Origin of the sequence: Salegentibacter flavus, from assembly GCF_900115145.1 — a bacterium.
GTDB classification, from domain to species: Bacteria; Bacteroidota; Bacteroidia; order Flavobacteriales; family Flavobacteriaceae; genus Salegentibacter; species Salegentibacter flavus.
The window spans coordinates 76233-89926 of sequence record NZ_FOVL01000016.1; the positions used below are offsets into that span (position 1 = coordinate 76233).

Below are 13694 nucleotides of genomic sequence, written 5' to 3' on the forward strand. Positions count from 1 at the left end.
CTTTTTCAGCTGCAAAAATACGGTGATTGTAAAGCTGCCACAGTTACATTTGTTACAATAAAATCTTAGTACAGAGAGGAAACAAAATCAGTACATAATTTAAGAATAAAATTTTAGATGATCACTTTTGATTAAAAATTAATTCTCCGGTAAGCTCCAGTTCATTTTCTGATATAGTATGAGGCCGATTTTCATAGATCTTCACACTCACATCGGCATTCATATTATTCAAGATCTCAGCCGATCTCTTGACGCGTCCTACCGGGACATGGGAATCGGGATCTCCGGTACCTATAAAAATAGGTGTAGTTTCAAAATCTCCGGAATAATTTTCAGGATCCAGGGTTTCTCCTATCAACCCGCCGGTGAAAGCGGCTATCCCGCCATACCTACGGGCATTTCGCGCTGCAAATTCAAGGCAGAGACAGGCACCTTGTGAAAATCCCAGCAGGTAAATATCCCTGGAATCGAAGCCTTTTTCTAACAGATCTTCTATGATATCCCTGAGAAGTTCCAGGGCTGAAGAAAGCCAGGGCTCATTTTCATTTATCGGGGCCAGAAAGGAATAAGGATACCAGGTTTGATTTGTTGCCTGAGGGGCAATTAGGGCAAAATCCTCTAAAGGTAAATGGGATTCCAGACCTAAGATATCTTTTGTAGTTGCCCCCCGCCCGTGCAAAAGGACAAGCACTTTTTTAGCTTTTTCAAGGTCTTTTCCAGCAGTGTGCAGTTCTTTCTTATGCATAATCTATTGACTTAGTTTCGGGAGCAAATTTTCAATTCTCTCCCGGGAAGATTCATATTTTTCTGGCAGTTTCAGGCTGCTACCTAATTCATCAAGTGATTCGTCACGGGTAAAGCCAGGATTATCGGTTGCAATTTCAAACAGCACCCCACCCGGTTCCCTGAAATAAAGAGAATAGAAATAATCCCGATCTATTTTCCCGGTGATATTCAGGCCGGCCTCAACGATCTTATCTCTAAAGAATCGCTGGGAGGCTTCATCATTAACTCTAAAAGCAATATGGTGGTTAGTACCTGCGGCATTGATTCCCCGTTCGGAAGAGGGATCTTCTATTAGGTCGATTATAGATGCATTCTCAACCGCATCGGTGATATATCTGAAACGATTTCTTTCCTGTTTTTTAAATTTATAATCAAAAATATCGGTTAGTATTCCTGCGGTAGGGGCCTGATTGGAGAGGTTTAAAGTCACGTTATGAAAGCCTTTTAAGGCAACATCTTTATTGATTTCGTTTGTCTCCCATCCCTGGCGGGAATCTGGAGTACTGGGAATTATAAGTTTCAGTTTCAGCCCATCGGGATCTTCAAAGGGAAGTAATTTCTCCCCGAATTCCTCGGATGGGCTTCCATAGTTCACCTTATATTCATCAAAACGATTCTGCCAAAAATCCAGACTAGCTTCCGGAACGGAATATCCTATTTCAGTAGCCATACCAACGCCGTTTTTTCCTTTTTTTGCTCCGGGCCAGGGGAAAAATGTGAGAATGGTACCGGGAGAACCGGTTTTATCACCAAAATAAAAATGATAGGTCTGAGGATCATCGAAATTCACGGTTTTCTTAACCATGCGAAGACCAAGCACCTTCGTGTAGAAGTCGTAGTTCTGTTGTGGATCTCCTGCGATTGCTGTAATATGGTGTAACCCAAGAATTTTATTTTCCATCGCTTCCTTTTATGACTTAAAGAAATAAAATTCAGGATGAAATCCGGTTAAATTAATGGTAAAATTAGAATAGATTGCTAAATCTCCTGAGCCTGAAGAGGCTTCTTTCTTCGATAATATTTAAAACCTTCAAACCATATCACTGAAATAAAACCTATAATTATGCTGAAACCTAATTGCTGAAAATTCAGTTTTTCAAAATCAAAGAACCGGGAAAAAAATGGAATATAAATAATGATCCCAGTAATGAGAACACTTATCCCAATAATAAGAGGAACCAGGATATTCTTGTATTTTAAGGTTTCCCAGGCTGAATAATAAAATGAGCGGTTTACCAGGGTGAGGAAGATATTAGCTGAAATCAGGCAGCTAAAAACCATCGTACGAGTGGTGTTTTCATTGAATCCATTTTCAACAGCAAATTGGTAAATAAAAAGACAGCCCAGGGTAATTATCAATCCCTGAATAATACTTACAGTTAGTTCTTTCCCATTGAAAAATGTACTGGTAAAGGGTCGCGGTTTTTTCTGCATGCTGTTTTTTTCAGGCGGTTCATTCTCATAAATGATAGAACAGGTGGGACCCATAATTAACTCGAGAAAAATAATATGCACAGGAGAAAATATTGCCGGATATTTCCAGGCCAGGGCCAGTGGAATAAATACGGTGAGAATAATAGGAATATGAATGGAAATGATATACTGTATTGCTTTTTTCAGGTTGGTGTAGATCTTTCTTCCAATTTCTACCGCCTGCACCATTTTTGAAAGATCGTCTTCCTGGAGAATAAGTGAGGCCGCTTGTTTTGCTATCTCGCTGCCTTTTTTTCCCATAGCGATCCCGATATGAGAAGCTTTTAGTGCCGGCCCGTCGTTCACCCCATCTCCTGTCATAGCCACAATTTCTCCGTTAGCTTTAAATGCCTCTATTATTCGCAGTTTTGCTTCAGGGAACATTCTGGCGAAAATCCCGTACTCATCCAAACCTGACCTAAGTTTAGACTCATCCATTTGCATCAACTCCGCGCCGGTGATCACTTTCTTATGGCCGTTAAATCCTACCTGTCTTGCTACAGCTGCAGTGGTTTCAGGGTTGTCTCCGGTGACGATCTTCACTTTTATTCCTGCGGAATAGAAATCCTGAAAAACCTTGCCGATATTAGCTTTTGGAGGATCATAAAAGCTCACCAGTCCTTTGAACCTGAATTCGAAATCCTGCTGGCGATTAGGGAAATTATCTCCACTGAAACTGGTTTCAGCTACCCCAAGGAGACGATAACCTTCTTTGGCCAGTTCATCAATAACTTTTATGATCTTATTTTTTTCTTCTTCGTCTAATGCTGAAACCTCCAGAATAGCCTCAGGTGCACCTTTGGCTGCTATGATCCTTTTCCCTTTTTTATTCTCAAAAATATGGGTCATCATAGGAGGTTTTCCCTCCAAGGGATATTCATGATACATTTTGAATTCAGCTCTATGATCTGGGGTAAAATTTTCCTGATAGGAATTGTGTAGAGCGACTTCCATTGCGTCAAAAGGAATAGGTTCGCTTGCCCACATCGCGGTTTCCAGTAATTCTCTTATTTCAGAAGAGAGATTGGTTTCTGTAATCTCAATGACCCCATTTTGCGGAGTATAAATTTTTGCCAGGCTCATTTTATTCTGGGTGATGGTGCCGGTTTTATCGGTACAGATCACCGTGGCGCTACCCAGGGTCTCCACTGTTTTCATTTGCTTGACCACAATCCCCATCTTCATCAATCTCCAGGCGCCCATAGCCATAAAAGTGGTAAAAGCTACAGGAATTTCTTCAGGAAGTATACTCATGGCAAGGGTGAGGGCCATTAGTAAGCTTTCTAGAACATCTGTTGTTCTTATGTAATTTATAGCCCATACCAGTATGAAAACCACGCTACCGGCGATGACCATCTTTTTTACAAAATTATTGATCTGGATTTCCAAGGGGGTTTTCTCCTGGCTAAGATCTTCCAGGCTTTTACCTATTTTTCCCAGTTGGGTTTTATTGCCTATGGCGGTAACCCTGGCAATAGCCAGGCCGGTTTCAACCTGGGTACCCATATAAATTGTATTATCTTCCGTTTCAGGAGATTTGGGTACAGAGAAAGCTTCGCCCGTAAGGATTGATTCATTTACCGAGAAATCATTAGATTGAACAATTTCGGCATCGGCGGGGATGCTGCTTCCTTCATTGACTATTATGAAATCGCCGATGACGATTTCTCCGATATTGATATCCAGGGTCTTTCCGTCACGAATTACCTGGCAAGTGGGCCGGGTAAAGGCTTTAAGTTTTTCGAGGGCGCTACGGCTTCGGGCATCCTGAAAAAGAGATATTGTGGCCACTAGTATGATCGCTACCGAAAGAAAGATCCCATCATCGTGATTACCGGTAAGAAAATAGATAAAGGCTGCCGCGAAAAGCAGGAGAATCATTGGTTCACTTATAACTGTTTTAAGTGCATCCCAAAGGGGAGTTTCTTTTTTTAAATCCAGTTTATTGTGACCGTGAGTATCGCGTGAATTTTCAACCTGCTCGGGAGTTAAGCCCTGTATATTATGGGGGTTTTCGGCCATTTGGAGGCTTACATTTTAAATATGCATATGCAGTTTTTTCGTAATATCAGAGGTCTTATTGTCGCTGTAAACACCAAAAGCATTAACCAGGACACCTTTTACCCGATGTTTTTCTGAAGAAATACCAAAAACGATCATTTCATCCCCGGGATCTGTATTGCCTTCAAAACGATAGATTTCGTCGATTTCAAATTCATCGGGAGAGAGTTCGATAGAGGAATGGTTGCAGATGATGCAGTTTTTATCGGTGAGCAAGGTGAAGTCGGTAGTATAACCCCGGCGGATGAGATCATTAACGGCTTCACTGGCAGTATCATAGTTGCGTCGTTTTGTCATAATTACTGTTTCTGAAACTGATAATAATTTACACCAAAACGCTGAATAAAACAAGGGCTAAAATCTGGTAGTTTCAGTATAGTAACTAAAACCAACAAAGATTAGCCCTTAAGCAAAAACTTCAGAATAAAAACTGAAGCCGTAAATTCATCTATTTAAGATTCGCAATAATCTTTTTCATTTTTTCCTGAACTTCGGTTGCGATACCGCGAAGATCTTCATTTTCTGCAGCTTGCATAGAAGCAATAGGATCTACAGCCGAAACTTCGATCTCGCCGTTATCGTTTTCTTCTACTACCACGTTGCAGGGTAGAAGTACTCCAATTTTATCCTCCTTGGTTAAGGCTTTATGTGCGAAATGAGGATTGCAGGCGCCCAGGATCTTGTATTTTTTGAATTCTACATCAATTTTCTTCTTAAGGGTTTCTTTTACATCAATTTCTGTGAGTACCCCAAAACCTTCTTTTTTTAGCTCTGCAGTTACTTTTTCCAAAGCATCTTCAAAAGAGGTGTTTTTCAGTGTGGTATTAAAATAATAGCTCATAATATTTAAATTTTATGTTTGAAATTAAGAATTATAATTCACTATCTACCCCAGCCGGCATTAAATTTTTCTTAATACTGAAGAAATGAACCCAGGCTTTTTATGAGGAAGGTATATTGTAGGCTTACCAATTTTAAGCTTAATGCAATGCGAATAATTCTTCTTCAAGAATCGGGCTTAATTCTCCTATCAAAATAAGAAAAAAGTTTACTTTTGTGTACCAACCATTTCTTATTGACGAACTATGAGCCAAAAAGTATTGCTTACTTCTAAAGAAATAGATATTATTTTGCATCGGCTGGCTTGTCAATTAGTAGAAAATCATACCGATTTTAAAGATTCAGTGCTCATTGGGATTCAGCCCCGCGGAGTTTACCTTGCTGAAAGAATCCTGAATATTCTTCAGAAGGAATATAAACTGAAAGACCTGAAGTTAGGACATCTAGATATTACATTTTATCGGGATGATTTCCGCAGAAGTGATAAACCGCTGGAAGCCAATAAAACTAAAATAGATTTTGTAGTTGAAGATAAGCGGGTGATATTTATAGATGACGTCTTGTATACCGGTAGAAGTACAAGGGCAGCATTAACTGCAATACAGTCTTTTGGCCGGCCAAAAGAAATAGAACTTATGAGTCTGATAGACCGGAGATTTAGCCGACATCTGCCAATTCAACCAGATTATAGCGGAAGACAGGTGGATGCAATTAATGAGGAAAAAGTTGCGGTGAACTGGAAAGAAAATGAAGGGGAAGATGTGGTTTATCTTATTTCGAAATAATGAAAGTAAAAGAAAAGAAATAGATGAGTGAACTTAGTGTAAACCACTTATTGGGTATAAAATACCTTAAGAAGGAGGATATTAAGCTAATATTCAAAACCGCCGACCACTTTAAAGAAGTAATCAACAGGCCCATTAAAAAGGTTCCTTCCTTAAGGGATATAACTATTGCTAATCTTTTCTTTGAAAACTCCACCCGAACACGGCTTTCCTTTGAACTGGCAGAAAAACGACTTAGCGCTGATGTTATCAATTTTTCAGCAGCGTCATCTTCAGTGAAAAAAGGAGAGACCCTCATAGATACTGTTAACAATATTCTCTCCATGAAGGTGGATATGGTAGTAATGCGCCATCCAAACCCCGGAGCCGGAATCTTTCTGTCAAAACATGTAAAGGCCAGTATTATTAACGCCGGAGATGGAGCACATGAGCATCCAACCCAGGCATTGCTGGATTCCTATTCAATTAAGGAGCGACTTGGCGGTGTTAAAGGAAAGAAAGTAGTAATTGTTGGGGATATCCTTCACAGCAGGGTAGCACTGTCTAATATTTTTGCTTTGAAATTACAGGGGGCAGAAGTAAAGGTTTGTGGCCCGAAAACTCTTATCCCGAAGCATATTGAATCGCTGGGCGTTAAGGTAGAAACCGATTTGAGAAAAGCCCTGGAATGGTGTGATGTGGCTAATATGTTGCGGGTCCAAAATGAACGAATGGAAATCAGTTATTTTCCGAGCACCCGAGAATACACCCAGCAGTTTGGGTTGAATAAGAAGATGCTCGACAGCCTGAATAAAGAAATCGTAATTATGCATCCCGGGCCGATTAACCGCGGTGTTGAAATTACCAGTGACGTTGCCGATTCAGAGAATGCCATTATCCTGGATCAGGTTCAAAATGGAGTCGCTGTGCGAATGGCTGTTATTTATTTACTCGCCTCTAAGATCAAACAGTAAAGCATTTTTATTAACTTTAAGGAAAGAAACCTGAATTGTCTAAAGGAATTCAGGTAGTTTTAATTGTTAAGCTATGAAAATAAAGAAAGAAGATAATCATATTTTGATCAAGGCCAGGCATGATTCTGTGGTGGAATTTGCGTCAGACCTCACCAAAAGACATGAGGAATTTAAAAATGACAATCTTATCCTCGATATTTCTTCTTATGAAAACCTGGAATTGGAGGAGATGCTGAGTTTTCTGGAGCTTTCCAATGTCCACAGGGAGGATAAAAAGTCTTTTGTGATCATTAACAATGCAATTCCTATTGAAAAAATCCCTGATGAATTATGCGTTGTACCCTCTCTTCAGGAAGCCAAAGATGTGATACAAATGGACGAGATTCAGCGGGAACTTGGATTTTAAAGAGCTTTGAATGAAACTTACCATTCTGGGCTGTTATGCCGCTACTCCCCGAAGTTTCACCAATCCTACCTCTCAGGTTCTTGAGATAGGGAATCATCTTTTTCTTATAGATTGCGGGGAAGGTACCCAGGTGCAATTGAGGAGAAATAAAATAAAATTCTCCAAAATAAACCACATTTTTATTTCTCACCTTCATGGAGATCATTTTTATGGTTTGGTTGGACTTATCTCCACTTTTATGCTTCTAAACCGACAGAACGACCTTCATGTTTACGGGCCCAAAGGGATTAAGGAGGTCATCCTGTTGCAGCTAAAACTGTCTAAATCCTGGACAAATTATCCTTTGTATTTTCATGAACTCACAAAAAAAACACCTGAAGTTATTTTTGATGATGAACGAGTAAGTATAGAAACCATTCCGCTTAAACATCGCGTTTATACCAACGGGTTTCTGTTTAGGGAAAAACCCGGAGATAGAAAGCTTTTAATAAATAAGGCGAAAGAGTATAAGATTGATGTTGCCTTGTATAAGAGCTTAAAAAAGGGTAAAGATGTAATTGCTGAAGATGGTAAATTAATATCCAATGCTTTAGTCACAGCAGATCCGCCTGAGCCCAAAAGTTATGCATACTGCAGTGATACAATTTATGACCCTGGGATTACTTCCCAAATTAAAGGGGTAACCGCACTGTATCACGAATCAACTTTCCTTGAGTCAGAGTCCCATCTGGCAGAACCTACTCAGCACAGCACGGCCAAACAGGCAGCAAGAATTGCCCTGGAGGCAGGTGTAGGCAGGCTAATTCTTGGTCATTATTCTACGCGATATGATACTATTGACTTTTTTAAGAAAGAAGCCGAAAGTATATTTTCTGCGAGTGAACTTGCCGATGATGGTCTGGAAATCATTCTTGATTAATTTTATGTGCTAATTTCCTACAAATCAAATATCAATAACCAACTTGCACTGAGTATTGTAGGATGAATCCTATAATTACTGTTAAATATATCTTAAAATCGATGAACTACATATGTCAAAATGTTTTTTGTCGATTAAATATGTACTTTTATCTCACCTCAAGTTTAATATGCTAACCTATGAGAAAAAGTATAACAAGATTTATTTTGATGGTTTTCAGTTCTTTAGTACTGATTTCGTGTGCAAAAGACAGTGTTGACGAGGAGATAAACTCCATCGATCATATCGCAAAAACATCGGTGAACTACACATACACCGATATTGAGAAGGAAATCCTTTCTGCAATTAACGATTACCGTAAGGAGCAGGATTTAAAAGAACTTAGTCCACTAGGCGAAATTTCCTTAGAAGCAGAAGATCATAATTATTATATGGTAGAAACCGGAAAGGTGAGCCACGATAACTTTGGAGAGCGCTATACCACACTTGTTAATAGTATAGCAGCCCGTGCGGTAAGTGAAAATGTTGCCTATGGTTACCATACTGCCGATGCCGTGGTAAAGGCCTGGATAAAAAGCGATGGCCACCGGGAAAATATTGAATCTAATTTTACCCACTTTGGGGTTTCTGTAGTAAAAGATAAGGAAGGCAGAAATTACTTCACCAATATATTTGTTAGAAGGTAGTACCTTGTTTTCATTATTAATAAAAAGGTTCAGCCATTATAGCTGAACCTTTTTGGTTGGGGCAGGGTAGAGTTTAATTCATTTTAACGACCTTAAACATCGAGCGTCTGTTAAGTTGATGTTCTTTTCTTGTACAACGCTCGCAATCTATGGCCGGTTCCCTTTCCCCGTAACCTTTGGCTGCATAAATTCTATTTTCGTCTATACCATTTTCGATCAGGTATTGGCGTGTTGATTGTGCTCTTCTTTGAGCCAATCCTTCATTATATTGCTCGCTTCCGCGGAAATCTGTATGAGCTCCAATTTCAATAACAAGATCCGGATACTCGTTCTTCATCAGGTCTACCAGTTTGTCGAGTTCCTGTGCAGCATCTTTTCTAATGTTGCTTTTATCAAAATCAAAATAAATATTATCGATCTCAGCAAGATATTCCACATCCTTGATTGGCTCCAGGCTAATATTATATTCCATTTCCTCTATTTCATCACTGTTTCGGGTATCTATAGTAATGGAGAATTCTTCGTATTCTATCTGCTTAGCTTCCAGGGGTAATTCTTTGTTTCGTTGAATTTCAGATTGATAATTACCGTCCTCATCTGTTTCCAGGAAAGAAACCTGGTTCCCGTCTTCATCAAAGATCCTTATCGTAGCGCTCTCTATCGGCTCCTCGTTAATAGCATCAGTAACTTTCCCTTTTAAAACAAGCGGGTTAAGCCGATTGAAGCTGTAGATATTATCATTCCCGGAACGGTTCGAGGAGATATATCCTGTATTTTGGCCGGAGGATTTAAAAAATGCAAAATCATCCAGATTGGAGTTTACAGGCTCCCCCAGGTTTTCAACTTCAGCATTCTGTTCCTTTAGATTTACGCGGAAAATATCAAAAAACCCAAGGCCGCCGTGACCGTTGGAAGAGAAGTATAATGTTCCGTCTTCATCAATAAACGGGAAACTTTCATCCTGTTCGGTGTTTATATTCTCACCCAGGTTCTCGGGGTCTCCCAAAACTCCATCATTAATATCGACTTTATAGATATCAGTCCCGCCAAAACCGCCGGGCATATCAGAGGTGAAATACAGCGTATTTCCGTCTGGCGAGAGGGCAGGATGACCTACCGAATATTCATCGTGATTAATGGAAAGTTCGGTGACATTACCCCAGGAATTTCCGCTTAAAGTTGCCTTGTATACCTTTAAATGATTGGTAGCATTCTTATCCCGTTTACCTTCCCGGTGGTTGAAATAATTATTTCTGGTAAAATACATAGTATTACCATCAGGAGTAATTACCGCCGGACCGTCGTGAAGCTTGGTGTTAACTTCGCCCATAACTGCCGATACTTCGTTGGTTTCAGAATTTACCTCATATATATCCAGAAAAGGTTCGCCTGTCCAGGAATACACCCGTTTTTTTACCGGAACACCTTCTGCACGGGCAGAGACAAAATACATTTTTCCACCTCTTTCGAATACACCAAAATCGCTGAATACAGAATTAAATCCTGCTTCTTCCAGAGTGTATGTAGTGTTAGTCCCATAGTCATCTTCCTCCAACATATTTTGAGCAGCACGGGATTTGCCATTGCTAGCCAGGTATTTTTCAACCCATTCCCGGGATTCATCATATCGCTTTACTCCCCGAAGGGCCTGGGCATATTTGTAATAGTACTCAGGAGAAATATCGGGTTCGTTTATAATGTCCTCATAATAAAAGACCGCATTTTCAGGACTGCGGAGTTGCAGATAAGAATCGGCAAGTTTTTGCTTATTGTCTACAGTGTTGTAATCATTTTCAATAAGTTCCTTATAGACCTCTACGGCCTCAAAATAGGCAAGATCATTATACAGCCGGTCTGCTTTCTTCTGCTTTCCCTTTTGTGCCTGTAGGCTGAGCCCGGCAATTAGAAAAACTAATATCAGATAGTAATTTGTTTTCATAATAAGCAGCGTTTATATTAGAAAAATCGCGGGGATTTATAACGTGTGTTTTTAAATCTGAATTCATAGATCAGCAGGATCTCGTGAGAACCCGAAGTATATGGTCTTATGTCTGAAATTGAATATTCATAGGCATAACCAGCTCTGAAACCATCAAAGATCTCCACATCAAGAAAGGCTCCCAGGGCATCGTCTATTCTGTAAGTTCCGCCCAGATAAAATTTCTCGTTAAAGATGAAAGTACTCGAGATATCTACCGAAAGGGGAGCTCCAGAGGTCAATTTTACCAATCCTGTTGGTCTTAATTTCACATTGTCACTCAGATCAAATACATAACCACCGGTGAAATAGTAGTGCACCTGTTCCATTGATAGGAAGTTATTATACTCGTGATTGTTGTTATTGATTACTTTCGGTGCTGATGCTCCAATATACCAATCCTGGGCTGAAAGGTAAAACCCTAGTCCAAAATTAGGCGTCCATTTATTGAACCGATCCTGAAAAAATGGATCATTCATTACTGCCGGTTCGGTAAAGAGATCTTCGTCTAGATTATAATAACTAAAACCTCCTTTTAATCCGAGATTAAGGGAAACATCAGCACTCAGGTCAAGGCGATAAGAAAAGTCACTATACAAATAGGTGTAATTTTCATATCCGGTTTTATCATTGATAACTGAGAGACCCAGCCCGACCTTATCGTTCCTCAAAGGGGAATGGATAGATAAGGTTTGGGTGTTTGGTGCTCCGTTAATACCCGCCCATTGGTTCCGGTTTAACGCAGTAATGGAAAAACCGTCTCTGCTCCCCGCATAGGCGGGATTTATAGATATGGTGTTATACATATACTGTGTAAATTGAGGGAGCTGTTGCGCAGTTGCGGGCGCTGCAACAAACAGTACTAATATGATTAGATATACTTTTTTCATGGTTTCCCTTTTTTATTTTGTTCCTAAATAAATGTAACCTTGAATGGGTTCAAATCCACTATTCCTGATTTTCAGAATATAGTAGTATGTTCCTGAAGGCAACTGGTTTGAACTGGTAGCCGATTTATTAGACTGGCCATCCCAGTTGTTTTGATAATTATCAGATTTAAAGATCTTCGCACCCCATCGGTTAAAGATCATTACCTCATAAGTGAACCCACATTCGTCGGCAAAATCGATCTCGAAATAATCGTTTCTGTTGTCGCCATTAGGAGTTACTGCTTTAGAGATACTGGATTGAATATCTTCGAGTCCACATGGTAATACCACACAGTCGTCATTAATGTTTACTGTTACAGTGGCGCTAACCGGACAAGCTGAATCTTCAACTCTATATTCAAAACTGTAGTTACCTACACTTAACATCGAAGGATCTATGAAATCTCCCTCCAGGGCTCCAGTGTTGTTCGTATCTATCCATTCTCCGGTGCTATCATAATCACCTTTGAGCAATTCAAACAGATCAAACATAGAATCTTCGGTACAAAGACTAATAGTAGTTGTTTCAATTTCTTCAGCTACCGGTTGTCCGAGGATTACAATAGTTGCTTCGGAAACCTGATCATATTCATCTTTAGCGATTATTTCATAGGTGCCCGGTTCCAGGTCGTTAAATTCTCCTGCAGCCTGGTAGTTTTCACCATCAATACTGTAGGTTAGATTTTCTCCAGTCTCGACAAGGATAGTTCCCAGCGGAAGGATACAATCAGGCTGAATCACTTCTACCACAGGAGCTTCGGGTGCTTCCGGGATTTCTTCTTCCTCTACCGTTACTGTAAAAGTACAGCTGGAAGAATTTTCGGAGGCATCTGTAGCAGTCCAGGTTACCGTGGTTACTCCCACAGGGAACTCTTCCCCAGAAGCAAAACCTTCGGTAAGACTTAAGCTTACATCTGAACAGTTATCTGAAGCGGCTGGATTCTCGTAATCTACCTGAATCCCTGATGTACCCATTTCTACAGTGTATGAAAGATCTTCAGGGCAGGTGATGGCTGGAGCCTCGTTATCGATAACAATTATGGAAAAACTAGAACTGCTTGAGTTGCCCGCGCCATCTGTCGCGGTATAAGTGATATTAGTTGTTCCTACCGGGAATTCACTTCCTGGCTCCATCCCCTCGGTCAATTCTACCTGAACTTCTCCACAGTTATCTGTAGCTGCAGGGATTTGATAATTAACAGTCGGGGAACAGGCATCGGTATCTGTATTCACACTGATATCCTGGTTCTGTGCGATCACCGGTGCTTCGTTGTCTTCAACAGTAACAGTTTGCGTGCAGGTAGTTTCATTACCCGCGGCATCGGTTACGGTCCAGGTTACGATGGTTTCCCCGAGTTCGAAAACTTCAGGCGCATCGTTGGTTATAGAAAGTTCTGAATCACAGTTATCGGTTACCTGAGGCAATCCAAGATCAACTTCAGAAGCTGAACAGCTTCCTTCATCGGCACTTAAAGTAAGATCAGCAGGACATTCTGCGATTACCGGAGCTTCGTTGTCTTCAACAGTAACAGTTTGCGTACAGGTAGTTTCATTACCCGCGTCATCGGTAACGGTCCAGGTTACGGTGGTTTCTCCAAGTTCGAAAACTTCGGGAGCATCGTTGGTTATAGAAAGTTCTGAATCACAGTTATCGGTTACTTCCGGCATACCCAGCTCCACTTCAGAAGCTGAACAGCCTCCTTCATCGGCGCTTAGGGTAAGATCAATAGGACATTCTGCGATTACCGGAGCCTGGTCATCAGTTACCGTTACGGTTTGTTCAATCGGCTGGGCATCATTTCCATTTTCGTCGGTGGCCGTCCAGGTAATGGTTGTGGTTCCTACCGGATATTCTGCATCTAAAGCTTCATTATCATC

General features: G+C 40.5%; 13 protein-coding genes. 5 read left to right on the forward strand and 8 right to left on the reverse strand.

The features are described 5' to 3' along the window. Window positions 1-121 precede the first annotated feature (121 nt). The 5 genes from BM266_RS12605 to BM266_RS12625 form a co-directional block, all read right to left on the reverse strand. Window positions 122-745: an alpha/beta hydrolase gene (locus BM266_RS12605; protein WP_093410308.1), complete on the reverse strand. Its 624-nt coding sequence runs from the start codon at window positions 743-745 to the stop codon at window positions 122-124. Window positions 746-748: 3 nt separating this feature from the next. Continuing rightward, window positions 749-1687, reverse strand: a complete 939-nt coding sequence (locus BM266_RS12610) for a ring-cleaving dioxygenase (RefSeq protein ID WP_093410311.1) — start codon at window positions 1685-1687, stop codon at window positions 749-751. 77 nt (window positions 1688-1764) lie between these two features. Then, window positions 1765-4281 (reverse strand): cation-translocating P-type ATPase, encoded by a 2517-nt coding sequence (locus BM266_RS12615; RefSeq protein WP_093410313.1) that lies wholly within the window; start codon window positions 4279-4281, stop codon window positions 1765-1767. Window positions 4282-4296: 15 nt separating this feature from the next. After that, the gene (locus tag BM266_RS12620; protein ID WP_093410315.1) at window positions 4297-4617 is read right to left on the reverse strand and encodes a phosphoribosylpyrophosphate synthetase; all 321 of its coding nucleotides are present in this window, start codon (window positions 4615-4617) and stop codon (window positions 4297-4299) included. 151 nt (window positions 4618-4768) lie between these two features. Next, the gene (locus BM266_RS12625; protein ID WP_093410318.1) at window positions 4769-5161 is read right to left on the reverse strand and encodes a DUF302 domain-containing protein; all 393 of its coding nucleotides are present in this window, start codon (window positions 5159-5161) and stop codon (window positions 4769-4771) included. Window positions 5162-5405: 244 nt separating this feature from the next. Between BM266_RS12625 and pyrR the strand changes: the two genes are divergently transcribed. From pyrR to BM266_RS12650, 5 genes are all read left to right on the forward strand, one after another. Further along, window positions 5406-5945, forward strand: coding sequence for a bifunctional pyr operon transcriptional regulator/uracil phosphoribosyltransferase PyrR (gene pyrR, locus BM266_RS12630; protein ID WP_093410320.1), 540 nt, complete (start codon window positions 5406-5408; stop codon window positions 5943-5945). Window positions 5946-5968: 23 nt separating this feature from the next. Continuing rightward, a complete protein-coding gene (locus tag BM266_RS12635; protein ID WP_093410323.1) occupies window positions 5969-6898 on the forward strand; it encodes an aspartate carbamoyltransferase catalytic subunit in 930 nt (309 codons plus the stop codon). A gap of 73 nt (window positions 6899-6971) precedes the next feature. Beyond that, window positions 6972-7304 (forward strand): ribonuclease Z, encoded by a 333-nt coding sequence (locus tag BM266_RS12640; RefSeq protein WP_093410326.1) that lies wholly within the window; start codon window positions 6972-6974, stop codon window positions 7302-7304. Window positions 7305-7314: 10 nt separating this feature from the next. Further along, window positions 7315-8223 carry a ribonuclease Z gene (locus BM266_RS12645; RefSeq protein ID WP_093410328.1) on the forward strand — a complete coding sequence of 303 codons (909 nt, stop codon included), beginning with the start codon at window positions 7315-7317 and terminating at the stop codon, window positions 8221-8223. A 179-nt stretch (window positions 8224-8402) separates the two neighbouring features. Beyond that, entirely contained in the window at window positions 8403-8909 is a 507-nt protein-coding gene (locus tag BM266_RS12650) for a CAP domain-containing protein (RefSeq protein WP_093410331.1), read from the forward strand. A gap of 73 nt (window positions 8910-8982) precedes the next feature. Here BM266_RS12650 and BM266_RS12655 read toward each other — a convergent pair whose 3' ends face one another. From BM266_RS12655 to BM266_RS17125, 3 genes are all read right to left on the reverse strand, one after another. After that, window positions 8983-10848: an OmpA family protein gene (locus BM266_RS12655; protein ID WP_093410332.1), complete on the reverse strand. Its 1866-nt coding sequence runs from the start codon at window positions 10846-10848 to the stop codon at window positions 8983-8985. 17 nt (window positions 10849-10865) lie between these two features. Then, window positions 10866-11777, reverse strand: coding sequence for a PorP/SprF family type IX secretion system membrane protein (locus BM266_RS12660; protein ID WP_093410335.1), 912 nt, complete (start codon window positions 11775-11777; stop codon window positions 10866-10868). A gap of 12 nt (window positions 11778-11789) precedes the next feature. Further along, window positions 11790-13694, reverse strand: a 1905-nt coding sequence (locus BM266_RS17125) for an HYR domain-containing protein (protein ID WP_175494805.1), incomplete at its 5' end; no start/stop codon positions are given.